Source organism: Micromonospora xinjiangensis (genome assembly GCF_056150165.1).
The window spans coordinates 306,723-324,224 of record NZ_JAXCFO010000004.1; the positions used below are offsets into that span (position 1 = coordinate 306,723).

Consider the following 17,502-nt stretch of genomic DNA (forward strand, 5'->3'; position numbering starts at 1 on the left):
GCCGCAGCCCGGGCCCCCGGTACCCGCGATCGGGTTGCCGTACGGACTCAGCAGACGCAGTGGCAGCAGGCCGTGGTGTGACCGGTGGTGGCGGCGGCACCGCCGGCGACCGTCTCCAGCTGGTCACGGTCCAGCTCCACCACCCCGACCGGGTGGGCCTCGGCGGCCTCGGCGGTCGCTGCGCGGCGGTACTCGTCCTTCCAGCCGTTGACGATGTCGGTGATGGACATGCGGGTCTCCTTTCACGACGACCGTCCGGCCTGCCCGGCGGTCGCTTGCAGAACCAGCCTCTGCGGCGACGAACGGCGGCACATGAGTAGCCGCTACCTCAGTCCACGGCGGTCCTGTCGCGCCGCCGACAACCATTCCGGCGGGCCGGAGCGTTCCGTGTGCAGGCGTGTCCGGAAGGCGACGGCCGCACCGCGTGGGGTGTGTGAGGGTGGGCCCGAGTCACTCAGGCCGCCGTACGTCCTGATCCGGCCGGCCGAGCGGATCGAGGACGGGATCGCAGACCGGGCCGCCGGGTGGTCCGGCCGGGGGATGAGGGGGTTCAGTGGCGGCGCGGGGATGTCTCGTGGACGGCAACGCGGGCTGGCCGTTCGTCGGCCGCACGCGTGAGCGCGAACAGGTGTTCACCGCGCTCGACGCGTCCGGGTCGGGTGTCCTGCTCACCGGGGACCCGGGAGTCGGCAAGACGTCACTGCTCGACGATGTGCTCGACCACGCGTTGCAGCGGCAGCGCGTCGTCCTGCGGGTCACCGCCACACCAGGGTGGCGGGACGTGCCGTTCGGTGTGCTCGCCGGGCGGCTGCCCCAACCGTCCGACGCGAACGTGGCCGACGTGTTCCGTGACGTCGAGCGCCGGCTGCGCGACGTCGCGGCGGGCCGCGGCGTGGTCATCGGCGTGGACGACCTCAACTGGCTCGACGCCGCGTCCGGGGCGCTGCTCGAACGCCTCGTGGTCGGCGGCACCGTCCGGGTGGTCGCGAGCGTACGCACCGACGCCCTGCACGCCGCGCCGGTGGCCGCGCTGCGGCGGTCCCGGTCGGTGGATCGGGTGCACGTGCCGCCGCTCGCCCCCGACGAGGCCGCGCTCGTCGTCCGGGAGGCGCTGGGCGGCCCGGTCGACGGCCTGACCCTCGGCGCGCTGTGGCGGATCAGCCAGGGCAACCCGCTGTTCCTGCGCGAGGCGCTGCGGTGCGGGCTGCGCGACGGCGGGCTGGTCCGACGCGACGGCATGTGGACGTGGCCCGCCGAGTCGCTGTGCTCGACCCATCTCGCGGAGCTGATCGAGCAGACCCTCGGCACCCTCGACGCCGACGAGGCCGAGGCGCTGCAGTACGTCGCCCACGCCGAGCCGGCACCGCTGGCCCTGATCGAGCGGATGGTCCCACCGCGCACCGCGGAGCAGCTGGAGGAGCGGGGCCTGATCCGGCTGGTCCAGCACGGTCCGGCCGTGCTCGTGCAGACCGGCCACCCCCTCTACGCGGAGGTGGTGCGCAACCGCACCGGCGCGCTGCGTGCCCGCCGCCTGCGCCGCAACCTGGCCGAGGCGTTGGCGGCCGTGGACGGCGGCGGCGAGGGCGACCTCGCCCGCATCGTCGCCTGGCGCTGCGAGGCGGACCTGCCGGTGGCCGCGCACGACCTGTTGACCGCCTCCGAGTACGCGCTGCGCCGGCACGACCCGGTGCTGGCCGAGCGGCTCGCCCGCCGCGTCGACTCCGCTGACGGCAGCTGGCAGGTGGCGCGGGCACTGGTGACCCAGGGCCGGGGCGACGACGCGGACGAACACCTCGCCCGAGCCGCGGCGGGGCTGACCGATCCCCGGGACCGCGCGGAGGCGGCGGCGCTGCGGGCGCTGAACATGTTCTGGGGTGGCCGCCGGCCCGACCAGGCCCGCGAAGTGATCGACACGAGCCACCGCGACCTGCCCACCGAGGCGCACCCCGGATTGCTGGCGGCGGAGGCCGGGATCGCCGCGTTCAGCGGTGACAGCGCCGGCGCTCGCGCATGCCTGGCGCGGCTGGCGGTGAACCCGCCGCGGGACCCCCTGCTGGCGACCGCTGTCACCGCCCTGCACCCCTACCTGCTGCTCTTCGACGGGCAGCCCGGTCGCGCGGCTCGCATGTTCGACAGCGGGGAGGTCGACATCCCCGACAGCTGGGCGACGATGCGGGCCGCCACCCAGACCTGCCACGTGCAGTCCCTGCTGATGTCGGGCCGGCTGCCGGAGGCCGAACGGCTCGCGGAGCGGTACTACCGGGACGCGGTGGAGCGGGGCGCCGCCGACGCGGTGGGGCTGCTCGCCTTCGCCCGGGGCAAGTGCGCCTACCACGCCGGCCAGATGCGCCGCTCGATGCGCTGGCTGCACGAGGCCCGTACCCTCGCCGGGGAGCGCACCCTGTTCCCCATCCGGGTCTACGTGCTGTCGGCCAACGCGTACGTGGCGGCGCAGCTGGGCGAACTGGCCGAGAGCCGGCGGCTGCTGCAACAGCTGCTCGATCACCACACCGACCGCGACGGTGGGCAGCTCCGCGGTCTGGTCGGCGCCGACGCCAAGCTGACCGCGGCCTGGCTGGCCGCCGCCGACGGCCAGCTCGCCACGGCCGTCGCCGCGCTGCGCGAGCTGCCCGGTCGGGCCGACGGGGCGACCACCATCACCGTGGAGTGCCTGCACCTGCTCTCCCGCCTCGAACCGGGCACCGGCACCGCCGAGCGGTTGGCGCAGGCCGCGGCCGAGTGCGACAGCCCGCTGTTCACGCTCTGGGCCGACTACGCCCACGCGCTCGCCACCGACGACGCGGCCGCGCTCGACCGGGTCGGCACCGCGTTGGAGGCCAGCGGCTACCTGGCCCTCGGGCTGGAGGCGGTGATCGCGGCGGAGGCGGCGTACGACCACCGCGGCGACCACCGCAGGGCGAACCTGCTGGCCCGCCGGGCCGACGTGCTGCGGGAGCGGTGCGGCGGCTACTGGCCACCGTTGAGACCTCGACCGAGCAGGCGACCCGATCTCACCGCGCGGGAGCGGCAGATCTGCGAGCTGGCCGCGACGGGCCACGACAACGCGGCTATCGCCGCCGAGCTGGTGCTCTCGGTGCGGACCGTGGAGAACCATCTCCAACGGGCGTACGTCAAGCTCGGGCTGCGGGGACGGACGGGTCTCGCCCAGGCCCTCGGGTTGCAGGGGGCGGGCTGACTCGCGGATGCACCCGGGCGAGCCCTGCGCGACTCGTCGGCGCCCCCGGTCGTGCCGTTCCGGGAGTGGGCTGGGCGGCGGCACGCGAGGCGAATCCGCGTTTCGGTCCTTCCGCCGTCGGCCCGGTGCGACGATGGGCCTGTGCCAGCCCTGCCGGCGCTTCGGCGCTGGCCGACCCGACGCGGCAGGTGGAGACCATGGCCAACGACGCGGACATCCGCCCCTTCCGGCTCGACATCCCCGAGGAGGCGATCGCCGACCTCCGCCGCCGGATCGCGGCCACGCGCTGGCCCAGCCGCGAACTGGTCGGCGATCGCTCGCAGGGCGTGCAACTGGCGACGGTCCAGGAGCTGGCCCGCTACTGGTCGACCGACTACGACTGGCGCGCGTGCGAGGCGAGACTGAACGCGCTGCCGCAGTACACGACCACCATCGACGGCGTCGACATCCACTTCATCCACGTGCGGTCGCCGCACGACGACGCGCTGCCGCTGATCATGACGCACGGCTGGCCGGGTTCGGTCGTCGAGCTGCTCGGGTCCATCGGCCCGCTCACCGACCCGACCGCGTACGGCGGGCAGGCCGAGGACGCCTTCCACCTGGTGCTGCCGTCCCTGCCCGGCTACGGCTTCTCGGGCGAGCCAACCGAACTCGGCTGGAACTCCGCCCGCATGGCGGGCGCGTGGGCGCAGCTGATGGACCGCCTCGGCTACCCGCGTTACGTCGCCCAGGGTGGCGACGTGGGCGCCGCGGTCACCGACGCCATGGGCCGCCAGGGGCCCGACGGTCTGCTCGGCATCCACGTCAACCTGCTCGCCGGGGCGATCGGTATCAAGGACAAACTGCCCGCGGAATCCGAGCAGGAACGCACCGCGCTCGCCGCGCTCAACACGTTCACGACGGACGGCTTCGGTTATTTCCTGGAGCAGTCGACCCGGCCGCAGACGATCGGCTACTCGTTGCTGGACTCACCCGTGGGGCTGGCGGCCTGGATGCTCGACCACGACACGGACAGCTACTACAAGATGTCCCGCGCACTGGTCGACCGGCAGCCGTCGGGCGGTCTCACCCGGGAGAGCGTCGTCGACAACATCACCCTGTACTGGCTGACCGGCACCGGCGCCTCGTCGGCCCGGTGGTACTGGGAGTTCGGACGGGTCATGGCCGCGGCCGCCGCGGCGGGCCAGGCTCCTCCGCCGGTCAGGGTGCCGGTGGGCTTCACGGCGTTCCCGGGCGAGCTCTGGGCCGCCCCCCGCAGCTGGGTCGAGATCGCCTACCCCGGTCTCGCGTACTTCAACGAGGTGGACAAGGGCGGGCACTTCGCCGCGTGGGAGGAGCCCGAGCTGTTCGCGACCGAGGTGCGGGCCGCGTTCCGACCGCTGCGCAGTGCCTGACGCCGGGGGCCGCAGCCTGCGCGTGCCTACGGGGACGTCAGCTGCTGGGCCAGCCGATCCAGACCGTCCTTGATCAGCCGCGCGTACTCGTCGTCGCCCAGGGCGCCGATCCCCGCCTGCGCACGCTGGAGGTGCTCCCGGGCGCGGCCGAGATCGCCGAGCTTGCGGTAGCAGTCAGCCAGGTTGAGGTGCAGCGACGGATACAGGCCGGCCACCGGCAGCGTCACTCCGGCCTCGGCGACCCGCGCCTCGCTGAGCAGGTCGGCCGCCGCCAGCGCTCGCTGGTCCCAAACCAACTCCTGGTGGACGTCGTCCTGCACGTCGGCCATCGAGTGGGCGAGGACGCACACGTGCAAGGGGTCGCCGCGCTCGCCGCCGATCTCGTCCCAGATCTGCGCGAACACCTCGCGAGCCGCCGCGCGCTGGCCTTGATGGTGGTGCAACGCCACCGCCTGGCCGATCCGGACGAGCGTTGCATCGGTGATCATCTGCTGCTCCTGCCCGCTCGACTACCGACGGTGGCATCGATCGTAGTTCGCGGCGCAGCGGATCCGCCCGACGGCCGAGTAGGCTGCTTCGCGCGCCTCGACGCGACCACCGCCGCACTCACCCTTCGGAGGCGACGACGTGCAGATCCACGGCAGGATCGTCGACGACCAGACCCGGTGCGTGCACTACGCCACGCCCGTGGACGTCGTCGCCATCAAGTTCGCCTGCTGCCTGCGCTACTACCCGTGCCACCTCTGCCACCAGGAGTCGGCCGACCACCCCGCGAGCCAGTGGCCGGTCGACCAGCGAGGGCAGCACGCGGTGCTCTGTGGGGTCTGCCGTACCGAGCTGACCATTGAGACGTACCTCGAGGTGGACTCCTGCCCGAACTGCCGCGCGGCGTTCAACGAGCGCTGCCGGCTCCACACCCACCTCTACTTCCAGGTCCGGGCTCCCGCCCTCTGATCGGGACGCGGCTCAGCGGGCGAGAACCCCGACCCGGACCGGCGGCCCGGTGGAGTCGGTCCGGCTCACACGCGGAGGCTGCGGCGTCGGCTCGGCGATAGGCTGCCCTCATGGGGAGCGCCGAACTCGATGAGTTGATCGTCGCGGACGCCGAGGGGCTGCGGGCGTGGCTTTCAGCCAACCACGCCACCTCACCCGGCGTCTGGCTCGCCCTGACCAGGAAGGGCGGCACGGCCACGACGCTGACCTGGCAGCAGGCGGTCGACGAGGCCCTGTGCTTCGGCTGGATCGACGGGCAGGCCCGGAAACGGGACCACGAGACCTCCTGGATCCGGTTCACCCCTCGCAGACCCCGCAGCTCCTGGTCACAACGCAACGTCGCCCACGTGGCCCGGCTGGAGGCGCAGGGGCGGATGATGCCCTCGGGCCGGGCCGCGGTGGACGCCGCGAAGGCGGACGGACGGTGGGAGGCTGCCTACGCTCCGCCGTCGGAGGTCGAGGTGCCGGCCGACCTGCTCGCCGCCATCGGCGCCAACCCCGCCGCCCAGGCCATGTTCGACGTACTCACCAAGACCAACCGGTTCGCCCTCATCCACCGCCTCAACGCCGTCAAACGGGCGCAGACCCGCGAGCGGAAGATCGGCGAGTTCGTCGCCATGCTGGCCCGCCACGAGACGATCCACCCGCAGAAGGCCAAGCCCACCAACTCGCCGTGATCGCGGAGCCTCCGCACGCGACGCCGCCGCCCGTGCGCTGCGCGACGTCACGCCCGGGGCGTCGCGGAGTCCGGGTCGGTGGTGCCGCGACGAGCGATGAACAGGGTCGGCTCAGCCGGGGGAGAGGAGGCAGAACTCGTTGCCCTCCGGGTCGGCGAGGACCGTCCACGGAACGTCGTCTCCCAGGTCGATCGCGGTGGCACCGAGCGTGAGCAGCCTGGCCTTCTCGGCCTCCAGGTCGTCACCCGGGTACGGGCGGAGGTCGAGATGGACCCGATTCCAGACGGTCTTCGCCTCGGGCGTGCGGAGGAACTGCAGGTACGGGCCGACGTCCTTGGCGGAGCGCAGTACCGCACTGTCGTCGGTCACCTTGTGCAGGGTCCAGTCCGTGGCCTCGCCCCAGAAACGGGCCATGGCCCGCGGATCCGCGCAGTCGACCACCACCGAGGCGATCGGTCCGGTGTCCTGGATCGGGTCGTGCCAGTCCAGCACGCAGAACTCGTTGCCCTCCGGGTCGGCCATGACCGTCCAGGGCACGTCGCCCTGGCCCACGTCGGCGAGTGTTGCGCCGAGATCCTTCAGGCGCGTGATCAGCTCCGCCTGATGGGCCGCCGAGGTGGTGGCGAGGTCGACGTGCACCCGGTTCTTCACCGTCTTGGGTTCCGGGGAGGCGACGAGGTCGATGCAGACCGCGGTGGGGTCGGGGTAGACGACGCCCTCGGGTTCGAGGTTCGTCACGCCGGGCCCCTCGCTGGAGACCCCCCAGCCGAGCACTTCCGCCCAGAATCCGCCCAGCGCGGCGTCGTCCCGAGCCTTCATGTTGATCTGCACAAGCCGCGTTGCCACGCCGACGATGCTAGGGCCTGTGCAAGTCGGCGGTGGGCCGGACCCGGAGCGACAGTTCGGCGGGTGGAAGGTCGGCCCGGGTGGCACCGTCTAGACCGCCGGGCTGGTGAGGCTAGTGGGGTGCGTCCCGGATGGCGAGTGCGGCTTGGACGAGCGCGGCATGGGTCAGGGTCTGGGGGTAGTTGCCGAGATGGGCGCCGGTCGCGGGGTCCATCTCCTCGGCATAGAGGCCGAGCGGGCTGGCGCGGTCGAGCATGCTCTGGAAGAGCTCCACGGCCTCGCGGCGGCGTCCGGTGCGGGCGAGGGCTTGTACGAGCCAGAACGAGCAGGGCAGGAAGGCGCCCTCGGTGCCGGGAAGACCGTCACGCCCGGGCGGGTAGCGGTAGAGGAGCGGACCGCCGGCGGACAACCTGTCCCGGATGGTGTCGATCGTGCCCCGCACGCGGGGCGACGCGATGTCGTCCATTTCGAGCAGCGGCAGGACGAGCAGGGCCGCGTCGAGGTCCCGGGATCCGTAGTGGCGCACGTAGCTGTCCGCGGTGGGGTCGTAGCCGCGTGTCCGGACCTCGGCGGCGATGGCGTCGCGGGCCCGCTGCCACCGCTGGCGCTGGCGCTCGGGCAGTGGGTGGGTGTCGGCGATGCGCAGGGCCCGGTCCAGCGCGAGCCAGCCCATCAGCTTGGAATGGACGTGTTGGGCGGGTGAGCGGACCTCCCAGATGCCGGCGTCGGGCTCCTGCCAGTACCGGGCGACCAGGTCGGCGAAGCCACGCACCGCCCGCCACGTTTCGGAATAGAGGCTCTGCCCGGCCTGCGCGAACGCCCACGCGGCATCGATCACCCACCCGTAGCCGTCGAGCTGGTGTTGCCGGGCGGCGCCGTTACCGATCCGTACCGGAGCGCTGTCGAGGTAGCCGGGCCAGCCCGGCAGGTGCCGTTCCGGTGGTACGTGCCGGCCGTGAAGGGTCAGCACCGCCGGCAGGCGGGGCCGCTGCAGCCGGCTGGCGTGCAACAGCCACGCGAGGAAGCCGCGGGCCTCATCGGGTTTGCCGACGCTGAGGAAGGCGCTGACTCCGATGCTCGCGTCACGGGGCCACACATACCGGTAGTCCCAGTTCCGTACCCCGCCGGGATCCTCGGGAAGAGACGTGGTGGGCGCCGCCACCGGGGCTCGCGAGGGCGAGTAGGTCAGCAGCCGCAGGGTCAGCAGGCTCCGTACGACGTGCTCCCGGAAAGGCAACGACTCGTCGATGCCGGCGGTCCACGCTCTCCAACGGTTCTCGTCCTCGATGAGCAGTTCCCAGGCGGCCGCCGGCTCGACGTGGATCAGCGGCTCCCGGTGGGCCACGGCCAGCACGAGGGTGACCGGACAGCCCGGCCTGACCCGGATCGGCGTGGGCCGGCCCGGCTCGATGGTGAACTCGGGTGCGCTGTCCAGAGCGACCGCCAGCGACCCCCACTGACACACCACGGTCTGCCGCCGGTGGTGGACACGGGGCCGGCGGTGCCGAACGCCGAGGCGGGGATCGAACTCGACGACGCCGTCGACCTCCGCCCCCTCGGCCGACAGACGCCGCACGAGCAGTGTCGCGGGCAGCAGGCGGCCGCTGACCTCGGCCACCATGGCCTCGGTGAGGGTGAGGTGGCCGCCACCTACCGCCCAGGTCGTCTCCACCGTGGCGGTGTGCTGCCGGTAACGCCGCTCGACGACCGTGGCCGGCCCGGTCGGGCCCACCCGGAAGGTTCCCGCGGCCGGACCGCCGACCAGCCGGCCGAAGAGGGGCTCGCCGTCGAAGCGGGGCACGCAGAGCCAGTCGATCCCGCCGTCACTGGCCACCAGGGCAGCGGTGCGGGTGTCACCGAGCAGCCCGTAGTCGCTGATCGGCATCGGGGGCCGAGGGTACGTCACGTCGGGCCGACCAGTCATGGAGATCGCTTTCTCACGGGCGCGGCTGGGTCAGGTGGCATCGAGAAGCAGACCGAGGACGATCCCGTAGACGACGTGCACGACCGCCGCGACCGTGGGGGTCTGGACGCCGTAGTTGAGGGCCAACACGTCGGGCGGCTCCAGCACCGCTGTGCTGGCCGGGCCGGCCCGCTGCGACGCCATGCGCGGGTGGACACCCGGAAGCAGCGGCAGGATCACCGTCAGCGCGACCCCGACGTGCAGCAGTCCGAGCAGCGCCCCGACCCACCAGGTGGCGCGGTGCAGCAGGGCGAATGTGGCCGCGTAGCCGAGGGCGAAGCCCTGGCCGGTGCCGAGATGGATGAAGAACCCGACGACCCGGGCCCGGTCGGGATCCTCGGTGACGAGGGTCCCGAGCACGAGGGGAAGGTCGAGGCGGGTGAGGCCGGCCATTTGAGCGGCAATCAGGGTCGCGGTGAGGGCCGTGGTGGCGACCAACCCGAACAGTGCCCATCCGGCCCAGTCCATCTCAGCGGTCGTCCACGCCGCAGGTGCTCACGAGGGGCACGGCGAGAACGCCCGGGCGGGCGGCGCAACCGGGGGCGACACGGGGCAGGCCGAGGCTCGCCGGATGCCTGGGATGAGCCGGCGAACAGCGGCGGCCGGCGGCGGCATGCGGCCCGGCGAGGGTCCGCTCGGTCATCGGTTCACCCTCCGTCCGGAGAACGTCACCACCCTGGCTCTGGTCGCGGCGCCCACCTCACACGTCAGGGGACGACAGCGGATATCCAACGAGGGACGGCGCCCTGCGGTTGTGTGGCGTCTGTCGGCCCTGTGTGGGTGCTGGATCCGGCCCACGCCGCGTGATCGGGAGTGCTGGTAGCCGGCGACCAGCCCGGCGAGGACAGCCCCTGGTCAGGTCCGCGGGGATGTCCGGGTGGCGCTGTTCGCGTCAGGCACGCGGACTCGAATCCTCGTCCGGGGCCGGTGCCCGGGTGGGCGGTGCCGGAGGGAGACCCTGGTGCGTGCCGGTGATCCCGTCCTGTTCGCGCGCACGGTTCAGGAGCGCGTCCGCCTCCCGTCGGGCGGCGGTCACGACCTTCTCGGCTTCGAGCCGCGCCTCGGCGATGATCTTGTCGGCCTGTTCCTCGGCGAGTCCGAGGATCTGTTCCACCCGGGGGCCCAGATCCGTGAAGGAGCGCAGCTTCCGGTTCCGTGGTGGTTGGTCCAGGACGACGGGGTTTCCTGTGGTCGTCCCATCGCCGGTCACCCCGGCGTCTTCGTCGCGGCCGATTCTGTCGTTCCGGGCGGGATCGGATTCCGTCCTGCCGAGCAGCGCGAGACCGACGCCGAGCGCGGCGATCGCGATGCCGGCCGAGACCGCCGCCGGCCCGAGGGTCGGACCGAGCGCTGCGCCGACGCCGAGTCCGAGCAGGAAGAGGGCGGTCTTGCCTGGTCTGCGCACGAGTCCTCCTCGTGTGGCACGGCGTGGGCTTCCGGTTCCAGGATGACGAGCCGGTCCAACCCGTGTCGATCTCCCACGTGGAGGGAGGGGGCCGCACCCGTGAGACCGACAGGTCAGCAGGACCGTCGACCGAAATCACACCCTGAACACCGGAGGCGCCACCGTTCGGCCCGGGCGTGGCCTCAGTGCTGAAGACTGATCTCCGCCTGGCCGGCCGTGGCGGGCCTGCCGTGCCGTCTGCTGTTCCTGCCGTCCAGCCAGCGTTCGAAGTCGACCGCGACGATCCGCTCGTCGTGCAGGCCGGCGGCGGCATCGGACGCCAGCCAAACGATGGGCGGGCCCATCACCGCCGGATCCAGGAACTGTCGCCCTCCCTCAGCCACGGCGCCGGGCGGCAACATGCCCGTGACGGTCGGGCCCCCGGGCAGCAGGAGGTTGACGGTGACGCCGGTGTCCCGCAGGTCCGCGGCCATGATCCGGGAGAGCGACTCACTGCCGGCGCGTGACGGCCCGTAGGGAACGAAACCGGCTCGGCCCATGGTCGATTCACTCACCGAGATGTTGACGATGCGTCCGCCTCCGGCGGCGAGCATCCGCGGCGTGACCTCGCGCGCCACCAGGAAGTAACCGGTCAGGTTCGTTTCGATCACGGTCCGGAAGCCGTCGGCGGAGACCTCCCAGAACGCCTGCGGCTGCGTCATGAAGCGCGGGTTGACCGTCCGCATGCCGATCCCGGCGTTGTTCACCAGCAGGTCGATGCCGCCGAGCCGCGACCAGGCCTGGTCGACCGCCCTGGTCACCGACGACTCGTCCCGCACGTCCAGCTCGATGCCGAGCGCCCGGGGCAGCTCGGCGGCGACCGAGCGCGCGTTCTCGCCGGAGCGGCCGGTCAACGCGACCGTCGCGCCCGCGCCGGCCAGGGCGGAGGCCATCGCGAGGCCCAGTCCGCTCGTCCCCCCGGTCACCAACACCTTCATCGGGTTCCCCCCGTCCCATGAGCAGCCGTTACCGGGGTGGCGCCCGTGGTCTTCGGCAGGGTCAAAGCACTCATGACCACGACGCTAGGATTTAGAGCATGCTCCAAGTCAAGTCTCGGCCGGGGTCCGGGCCGCCCACCGCCGTCCCCCACGAAGGGGTGAGCATCGCCGAGGCCGCCCGCCGCACCGGGGTCAGCGCGCACACCCTGCGCTACTACGAACGCGCCGGCCTGGTCGTCACCCCGGTCGGCCGCACCGCCGGCGGCACCCGGCGCTACCACCAGCTGGACCTCGACTGGATCACGGTCTGCACCAGGCTGCGGGCCACCGGCATGCCCATCAAGACCATCCGGCGCTACGCGCAGCTCGTCTCCGCCGGCCGTGGCAACGAGCAGGAACGCCTCGCCCTCCTGGAGGCACACCGCGCCGACGTCAACGCCAAGGTCGCCGAGCTGCAGGAGAACCTCAGGACCATCGACCACAAGATCGACGTGTACCGGGGCCGGCTCGCCGCCGGTGACGCCGACCAGCTGTGGGCGCCGACCGGGCACCTCCCGCCCGCCGGGTAGCCGTGCGGGTCGTCCGGCGCGGGGACCAAGGCGGAACCCCGGCAGTGCCGTGCACCTGCGGTAGGCGGCGTGGTCACCGGTCGGGAGCGGTGACTACCGTCTCGGCTCGTACCGCAACGCCACCGCTCCCGAGCCGAGTTCCAGCCGGCTCACGAGCCTCAGGTCCACATGCTTCGACAGGCCCGCGAAGAGCGTCGGTGGGCGGCCCGCGAGCCTCGGATGCACCACGAACTCGTACTCGTCGATCAACCCCAGCTCCGTCAACGCCAGCGGGAGCGTCACGCCCGACACGAACAGCCCCCTGCCCGGCTCCTGCTTGAGCTGTCGAACGGCCTTGCCCAGATCCCCGCGCACGAGCTCGGCGTTCCAGTCGACCCGCTCCAGGGTGCTCGACACGACGTACTTCCTCGCCGCGTCGATCGTCCGGGCGAAGGGCTCCATCCAGTCGGGTCTCGACCCCGTCGGCGCCGGCGGCCGCCACGCCTGCTCCATCATCTCGTACATCACCCGGCCGAGGAGAAGTGCGTCGGCCCGGTTGAGGTTCTCGACGTGGTGGCGATGCAGCTCCTCGTCCGGGTCGACCGCCAGATGGTCGCAGCAGCCGTCCAGCGTGACGTTGATGGAGTAGCGGAGAGGTCGCATCCGGTGAGCGTACCCGCGGCGGTGCGTTCCCCGGTGGATCGTCGCGCCCGACAGCGGTGATGGTGCGGACCGAGCGCGGGCGATACGGGGCCGTGGCGCCGTCGACCGGCCGGTAGGGTCGTCGCCGTGGATCTGGACGACATCGCCACCCGCCTCGGGGTACCCGTCGAGGAGATCGACCGGGTGCGCCGGCTCGCCGGTGACGGGCCGTCGGCACCGCTGCCCGCCAAGGCCGACGCGCCCGCGATCCTCGACCGGCTGGCGGTGCGCCCGGACGACGCGGCCGAGATCATGGCGGGCTGGCCCGACCCGAATTCTCCCCTGTGGACTCCGGAGTTGCGCTGGCTGCTCGACCGCTCGATCGCCCTCGTCCGCGCCGACCTCGGCGGCTACCAGTGGCTGGCGCCCGGTCCGGAACTGCCCCGTGAACGCGGCCCCGCCTGGCGACACCTCTACGTGTACGCGTACCTGGCCCTGGTCGACGTCGTCACGGCGTACCACCGCGACCACGGCATCGCCGAAGCCGTGTCGTGGGCGACCCTCGCGGACCTGGGCCGCAACCTCGCGATCGACCGGCGGATGCACCGCGAGGGTTGGCCGGTCATGCAGAGCTGGCTGACGCTGCACGCGCGCGGCGGCATCTACGAGCTGGGCCGGCTGCAGCACCAGCGCGGCAGCACCACCATCGACCTGCACATCCCCGAGTCCGGGCCGTTGACGCCGGAGGCGGTCGCGGCGTCGCTCGACGAGGCCCGCCGGTTCTTTCCGCGCCACTTTCCCGACGAGCGTTACACGGCGTTCTCCTGCGGCTCGTGGTTGCTCGACCCGCAGTTGCGCGAGTACCTGCCCGAGGACTCGAACATCCTCCGGTTCCAGCGGAGGTTCGAGCTGGAGCCGTACGAGGAGCCGGAGGGGCTGGACGCCGACGTCGAGGTGCTGCGGTTCGTGTTCCGCACCCTGACCACGCCGCTCGACCAGTTGCCCCGCCGCACCGCGCTCCAGCGCGCGATCGTGGATCACCTGAAGGCCGGCCGCCACTGGCAGATCCGCCGCGGGCGAATCCCACTCTAGCGGCATCCCTCGGCGGCGCGGTTCAGGGACGGGGCCGCACCAGCCCCGCGTCGAACGCCGCGATCACGAGCTGTGCCCGATCTCGTACGGCCAGCTTCGCCATCAGGTGCGTGATGTGCGTCTTCACCGTCTTCACCGAGATCACCAGGGCGGCGGCGATCTCGTCGTTCGACAGGCCGCCGGCGATCAACGTCAGTACCTCGATCTCACGACCGGTCAGCCGCCGCAGCGCCGGCGTGGGCCTGTCCGGACGGGGCGCGGCGACGTAGTGGGCGACGAGCCGGGTGAGGATCGACGGCGCGAACAGCGACTCACCGTGGTGGGTGCGGCGGATCGCCTCGACCAGTTCTTCGGGGCGGGCGTCCTTGAGCAGGAAGCCCGACGCACCCGCGCGCAGCGCGTCGTAGACGTACTCGTCGAGCTCGAACATGCTCAGGACCAGGACTCGGGCGGTGGACAGCGCCGGGTCGGTGCGGATGCGGCGGGTCGCCTCGATGCCGTCGAGGTGCGGCATCCGGACGTCCATCAGGATGACGTCCGGGCGGGTGGCGCGGGCGCGCGCGACGGCGTGCGCGCCGTCGCCGGCCTCGCCGACGACCGCCAGGTCCGGCTCGTTGTTGATGATCATGGCGAGGCTGTGTCGCAGGAGCGCCTGGTCGTCCGCCAACAGCACCCGGATGCCGCTCACGCCGCCTCGTCCCGGATCCGTGCGGTGACGCGGAAGCCGGCGCCGACGTGCTCCGCGGACACCGTGCCGCCGAGACTGCCGACCCGCTCCCGTAACCCGGTCAGCCCGTGACCGGCCCCCGGCGAGGCCCGCCATCCGTCGACCGACGGGCCGTTGTCCGCCACCGTCACCACCACGTACGTGCCGTCCCGATGTACCCGCACCCGCACGTCGGTCGGGCCCGCGTACCGCGCCGCGTTGCTCAGCGCCTCCCGCACGGTCTTGCAGACGGCGACCTGCACACCCTGCGACACCTGGCCCAGCGGCTCGACCGTCAGCCGCGTCCGGAGCCCGGCGAGCGACGCGCCGTGCACGATGGCGGGCAGGTCGTCGAGGTTGTCCACCGGCGCACGACGGCCGGCGGCCGACGGCTCACGCAGGACCGTCAGCATCCGGCGTAGCTCGGTCGTCGCGTGCCGGCTCGCGTCCTCGATATCGGCCAGCGCCGCCGCCACCTCGTCAGGCTTGGGCAGGTGCCGGGTGGCCGCCGCGCGGACCGTGATCAGGCCCAGGCCGTGCGAGACGATGTCGTGCAGGTCGCGGGCGATCCGCAACCGCTCGGCGAGCACCGCCTCGGACGCGGCCCAGGCGGTCAGCCGTGACTCGTAGGCGGTGCGGTCGGCGCGGGAGCGCCGCACCGCCCACACCGCGGTCGCGACAGCCAACCCGACAATCAGCGGCGGCAGCACGATCCCGAGCGGACCCTGCGCACCCACCGTGCACATGGCCATCACCAGCACGCTGCCCACCACGGCGACCACCAGCACGACGCGGGACCGTCCGGAGGGGCGCGGATGGGTGTTCACCGCCACGACTGTAGTTCTCAGACCACGGTCTGACGGTCCACGGACCGACCCGGCCGGCGGGATCCGAGAACGGTCCGATGCGTGCGGGCCGGAGAACCGGTTGACTCCGAACCATGATCACGATCGATCGCGTCAGCAAGACCAAGAGCCGGACGCGGGTCCTGCACGACGTCACCTTCGAGGCCCGACCCGGCCGGGTCACCGGCTTCCTCGGCCCGAACGGAGCCGGCAAGACCTCGACCCTTCGCATCCTGCTCGGCCTGGACCGCCCGCAGAGCGGGACCGCGCTGATTTGCGGGCGTCCGTACCGGAAACTGGACCGCCCGCTCACGAGGGTCGGGGCGCTGCTCGACGGCAGCGGCGCGCACCGGGCCCGCACGGCCCGCGCCCACCTGCGCTGGGTGGCCGCCAGCAACGGCCTGCCGGACTCGCGCGCCGACGAGGTCCTCGAGATCGTGGGCCTGACCGGCGACGGGCGCAAGCGCGCCGGCCGCTTCTCCCTCGGCATGAGCCGCCGGCTCGGGCTCGCCGCCGCGCTGCTCGGGGACCCCGAGGTGCTGGTCCTGGACGAGCCGGTCAACGGCCTCGACCCGGTCGGGATCCGCTGGATGCGCGAGTTCCTCCGGGACAGCGCGGCGCACGGGCGCACCGTCCTCCTCTCCAGCCACCTGGTGGGCGAACTCGCGGAGATCGCCGACGACGTCGTCGTGATCGACAAGGGTCGGATCGTGACGCAGGGCAGCCTCGCCGACATCACCCGCGACCATCCCACCCTCGAGGACGCCTTCTTCGCGCTGACCTCCACCGAAGCGGACCGCCCGTGGTGAACCTGGTCCGCGCCGAACTCCGCAAGCTGCTCGGCCTGCCCACCGCCTGGACGGGTCTGGTGCTGGGCACGCTGATCGCACCCGCCGTCGTCCTGCTGAACGCGCCGTACACCCGCCGCGCGATCACCGCCGGCACCCTCACCGACACCACCGACCTGGGCCTACGCGACCTGGGCGTCGGACTGATCGGCCCCATGGTCCTCGGCGTGATCGCGGTGAGCAGCGAGTACACGTCCACCAGCCAGAACGCCCCCGGGGCCCGGCAACTCACCGCGACGCTCACCGCGGTCCCCGACCGGCCGCGTCTGCTCCTGGCGAAGACCACCGCCCTGGTGCTGGTCGTCGCGGCGCAGGCGGCGGTGACCGCGACCGCCACGCTCGCCCTCACCCGGATGCTGCACGGCGAACACGTGCCGGAGCCCGCCCCGGCCCGGGTCGCCGCCGCGATCCTCTACTGGACGCTGACCGCGCTGCTGGCGTACGCCATCGCGCTGATCACTCGCAACGGCATCGTGCCGCTGGCGCTGCTGATCATCAACAGCACCGTCGTCTCGGTGTCCTACCTGCTGACCAAGGTCACCGACCTCGCCGCCTACCTGCCGGACATCGCCGGCGCGCGGATGTTCATCCGTGGCGGGGACTTTCCCGTCGAGATCGCCCCGGTGACCGCCGGCCTGGTGATGGCGGCCTGGGTCGTCGTGCTGCTCGGGATCGGCGCCGTGCTGTTCCAGCGGCGGGACGTGTGAACGTCGCCCGCGCCGAACTGCGCAAACTGGTGACGCTGCCGTCACTGCGCCTGACCGCGCTGCTGACCGTGACCGCCACCCTGCTGCTGGCGTACGCGTCCGCGTCCGCCGACCGCGCTGCGCCGATCGGCGACGCCGCCGCCCTGGCGCCGCTCGGTTACACCCAGGCCGGCCTCCTCGTGCTCGGCGTGCTGGCGGCCGCGTCCGAGTACCAGGAGGGCGGTCAGATCCGTACGACGCTGCTCGCGATGCCCCGGCGGCTGCCGCTGCAGGCGGTGAAGGCCCTCGCGCTGAGTGCGGTGACGCTCCCGGTCGCCGCGGCGACGGCGGCGGCCAGCACCCTGCCGGCCGGCGGCGCCACCTGGATACCGGCCGCCACCGGGTACCTGACCCTCACCACGCTGCTGGGGGCGGCGGTAGCCGGCGTCGTCCGCCGCGCGGTGCCCGCCGTGATCCTGCTGTTCGGTCTGTACTTCGTGGCAGGCCCGCTGCTGCGGGCCCGCCCCGGCCGTATCGCCGCCTACCTGCCGGACACCGCCGCCCTCGATCCGTCACGCGGCGCGGCCGCCACGATCGTCTGGACGCTCTCCGCGCTGGGCCTCGCCGCTTGCGTGTTCCACCGGAGCGACGCGTGACAACCGTGTCTCCCGGCCCTCGCGACCG

19 protein-coding genes are annotated in these 17,502 nt (G+C 72.7%); 9 read left to right on the forward strand and 10 right to left on the reverse strand.

Translation table 11 applies throughout. The features are described from left to right. Nucleotides 1–47 precede the first annotated feature (47 nt). Entirely contained in the window at nucleotides 48–230 is a 183-nt protein-coding gene (locus SM573_RS16815) for a mersacidin/lichenicidin family type 2 lantibiotic (protein WP_474610047.1), read from the reverse strand. Between the two features lie 344 nt (nucleotides 231–574). Between SM573_RS16815 and SM573_RS16820 the strand changes: the two genes are divergently transcribed. Both SM573_RS16820 and SM573_RS16825 read left to right on the forward strand, forming a co-directional pair. Continuing rightward, on the forward strand, nucleotides 575–3,196 hold the full coding sequence (locus tag SM573_RS16820) for an AAA family ATPase (protein ID WP_474616495.1): 2,622 nt from the start codon (nucleotides 575–577) through the stop codon (nucleotides 3,194–3,196). A gap of 197 nt (nucleotides 3,197–3,393) precedes the next feature. Beyond that, nucleotides 3,394–4,590: an epoxide hydrolase family protein gene (locus SM573_RS16825; RefSeq protein WP_474610045.1), complete on the forward strand. Its 1,197-nt coding sequence runs from the start codon at nucleotides 3,394–3,396 to the stop codon at nucleotides 4,588–4,590. 26 nt (nucleotides 4,591–4,616) lie between these two features. Here SM573_RS16825 and SM573_RS16830 read toward each other — a convergent pair whose 3' ends face one another. Next, nucleotides 4,617–5,078, reverse strand: coding sequence for a hypothetical protein (locus SM573_RS16830; RefSeq protein ID WP_474610044.1), 462 nt, complete (start codon nucleotides 5,076–5,078; stop codon nucleotides 4,617–4,619). 139 nt (nucleotides 5,079–5,217) lie between these two features. On the opposite strand from SM573_RS16830, the gene SM573_RS16835 reads away from it, so the two are divergent. Both SM573_RS16835 and SM573_RS16840 read left to right on the forward strand, forming a co-directional pair. After that, complete coding sequence (locus SM573_RS16835) at nucleotides 5,218–5,544, forward strand: CHY zinc finger protein (RefSeq protein WP_474616496.1); 327 nt, start codon at nucleotides 5,218–5,220, stop codon at nucleotides 5,542–5,544. A gap of 110 nt (nucleotides 5,545–5,654) precedes the next feature. Further along, entirely contained in the window at nucleotides 5,655–6,260 is a 606-nt protein-coding gene (locus SM573_RS16840) for a YdeI/OmpD-associated family protein (RefSeq protein WP_474610042.1), read from the forward strand. A gap of 111 nt (nucleotides 6,261–6,371) precedes the next feature. Here SM573_RS16840 and SM573_RS16845 read toward each other — a convergent pair whose 3' ends face one another. The 5 genes from SM573_RS16845 to SM573_RS16865 form a co-directional block, all read right to left on the reverse strand. Further along, nucleotides 6,372–7,106: a VOC family protein gene (locus tag SM573_RS16845; protein WP_474616497.1), complete on the reverse strand. Its 735-nt coding sequence runs from the start codon at nucleotides 7,104–7,106 to the stop codon at nucleotides 6,372–6,374. A 112-nt stretch (nucleotides 7,107–7,218) separates the two neighbouring features. Further along, on the reverse strand, nucleotides 7,219–8,991 hold the full coding sequence (locus SM573_RS16850; protein ID WP_474616498.1) for a glycoside hydrolase family 15 protein: 1,773 nt from the start codon (nucleotides 8,989–8,991) through the stop codon (nucleotides 7,219–7,221). A gap of 69 nt (nucleotides 8,992–9,060) precedes the next feature. Then, nucleotides 9,061–9,537 carry a hypothetical protein gene (locus tag SM573_RS16855; protein WP_474610039.1) on the reverse strand — a complete coding sequence of 159 codons (477 nt, stop codon included), beginning with the start codon at nucleotides 9,535–9,537 and terminating at the stop codon, nucleotides 9,061–9,063. A gap of 424 nt (nucleotides 9,538–9,961) precedes the next feature. After that, nucleotides 9,962–10,474, reverse strand: coding sequence for a DivIVA domain-containing protein (locus tag SM573_RS16860; protein ID WP_474610038.1), 513 nt, complete (start codon nucleotides 10,472–10,474; stop codon nucleotides 9,962–9,964). Nucleotides 10,475–10,656: 182 nt separating this feature from the next. Next, on the reverse strand, nucleotides 10,657–11,439 hold the full coding sequence (locus SM573_RS16865; protein ID WP_474616499.1) for an SDR family NAD(P)-dependent oxidoreductase: 783 nt from the start codon (nucleotides 11,437–11,439) through the stop codon (nucleotides 10,657–10,659). 110 nt (nucleotides 11,440–11,549) lie between these two features. On the opposite strand from SM573_RS16865, the gene SM573_RS16870 reads away from it, so the two are divergent. Beyond that, nucleotides 11,550–12,020: a MerR family transcriptional regulator gene (locus SM573_RS16870; protein WP_474610036.1), complete on the forward strand. Its 471-nt coding sequence runs from the start codon at nucleotides 11,550–11,552 to the stop codon at nucleotides 12,018–12,020. A gap of 93 nt (nucleotides 12,021–12,113) precedes the next feature. Here SM573_RS16870 and SM573_RS16875 read toward each other — a convergent pair whose 3' ends face one another. Then, entirely contained in the window at nucleotides 12,114–12,662 is a 549-nt protein-coding gene (locus SM573_RS16875) for a dihydrofolate reductase family protein (protein WP_474610035.1), read from the reverse strand. A gap of 126 nt (nucleotides 12,663–12,788) precedes the next feature. Between SM573_RS16875 and SM573_RS16880 the strand changes: the two genes are divergently transcribed. Beyond that, the gene (locus tag SM573_RS16880) at nucleotides 12,789–13,733 is read left to right on the forward strand and encodes an acyltransferase domain-containing protein (protein ID WP_474616500.1); all 945 of its coding nucleotides are present in this window, start codon (nucleotides 12,789–12,791) and stop codon (nucleotides 13,731–13,733) included. Between the two features lie 22 nt (nucleotides 13,734–13,755). Here SM573_RS16880 and SM573_RS16885 read toward each other — a convergent pair whose 3' ends face one another. Then, nucleotides 13,756–14,421, reverse strand: a complete 666-nt coding sequence (locus SM573_RS16885) for a response regulator (RefSeq protein ID WP_474610033.1) — start codon at nucleotides 14,419–14,421, stop codon at nucleotides 13,756–13,758. Continuing rightward, on the reverse strand, nucleotides 14,418–15,266 hold the full coding sequence (locus SM573_RS16890; RefSeq protein WP_474610032.1) for a sensor histidine kinase: 849 nt from the start codon (nucleotides 15,264–15,266) through the stop codon (nucleotides 14,418–14,420). The genes SM573_RS16885 and SM573_RS16890 overlap by 4 nt, the downstream gene beginning before the upstream one ends. 113 nt (nucleotides 15,267–15,379) lie before the next feature. On the opposite strand from SM573_RS16890, the gene SM573_RS16895 reads away from it, so the two are divergent. From SM573_RS16895 to SM573_RS16905, 3 genes are read left to right on the forward strand one after another with little or no spacing between them, the layout of a single operon-like run. After that, nucleotides 15,380–16,093 (forward strand): ABC transporter ATP-binding protein, encoded by a 714-nt coding sequence (locus tag SM573_RS16895; protein ID WP_474610031.1) that lies wholly within the window; start codon nucleotides 15,380–15,382, stop codon nucleotides 16,091–16,093. Further along, complete coding sequence (locus SM573_RS16900) at nucleotides 16,087–16,839, forward strand: hypothetical protein (RefSeq protein ID WP_474616501.1); 753 nt, start codon at nucleotides 16,087–16,089, stop codon at nucleotides 16,837–16,839. Before SM573_RS16895 ends, SM573_RS16900 begins: the two co-directional genes overlap by 7 nt. Continuing rightward, entirely contained in the window at nucleotides 16,836–17,474 is a 639-nt protein-coding gene (locus SM573_RS16905) for a hypothetical protein (protein WP_474616502.1), read from the forward strand. The genes SM573_RS16900 and SM573_RS16905 overlap by 4 nt, the downstream gene beginning before the upstream one ends. The last annotated feature ends 28 nt before the right edge of the window (nucleotides 17,475–17,502 follow it).

What these genes read in the sequence shown, in the direction of transcription:
- SM573_RS16815 (WP_474610047.1), bottom strand. Translation starts at nt 230, where the DNA reads ATGTCCATCACCGACATCGTCAACGGCTGGAAGGACGAGTACCGCCGC.
- SM573_RS16825 (WP_474610045.1), top strand. Translation starts at nt 3,394, where the DNA reads ATGGCCAACGACGCGGACATCCGCCCCTTCCGGCTCGACATCCCCGAG.
- SM573_RS16830 (WP_474610044.1), bottom strand. Translation starts at nt 5,078, where the DNA reads ATGATCACCGATGCAACGCTCGTCCGGATCGGCCAGGCGGTGGCGTTG.
- SM573_RS16840 (WP_474610042.1), top strand. Translation starts at nt 5,655, where the DNA reads ATGGGGAGCGCCGAACTCGATGAGTTGATCGTCGCGGACGCCGAGGGG.
- SM573_RS16850 (WP_474616498.1), bottom strand. Translation starts at nt 8,991, where the DNA reads ATGCCGATCAGCGACTACGGGCTGCTCGGTGACACCCGCACCGCTGCC.
- SM573_RS16855 (WP_474610039.1), bottom strand. Translation starts at nt 9,537, where the DNA reads ATGGACTGGGCCGGATGGGCACTGTTCGGGTTGGTCGCCACCACGGCC.
- SM573_RS16870 (WP_474610036.1), top strand. Translation starts at nt 11,550, where the DNA reads ATGCTCCAAGTCAAGTCTCGGCCGGGGTCCGGGCCGCCCACCGCCGTC.
- SM573_RS16875 (WP_474610035.1), bottom strand. Translation starts at nt 12,662, where the DNA reads ATGCGACCTCTCCGCTACTCCATCAACGTCACGCTGGACGGCTGCTGC.
- SM573_RS16895 (WP_474610031.1), top strand. Translation starts at nt 15,380, where the DNA reads ATGATCACGATCGATCGCGTCAGCAAGACCAAGAGCCGGACGCGGGTC.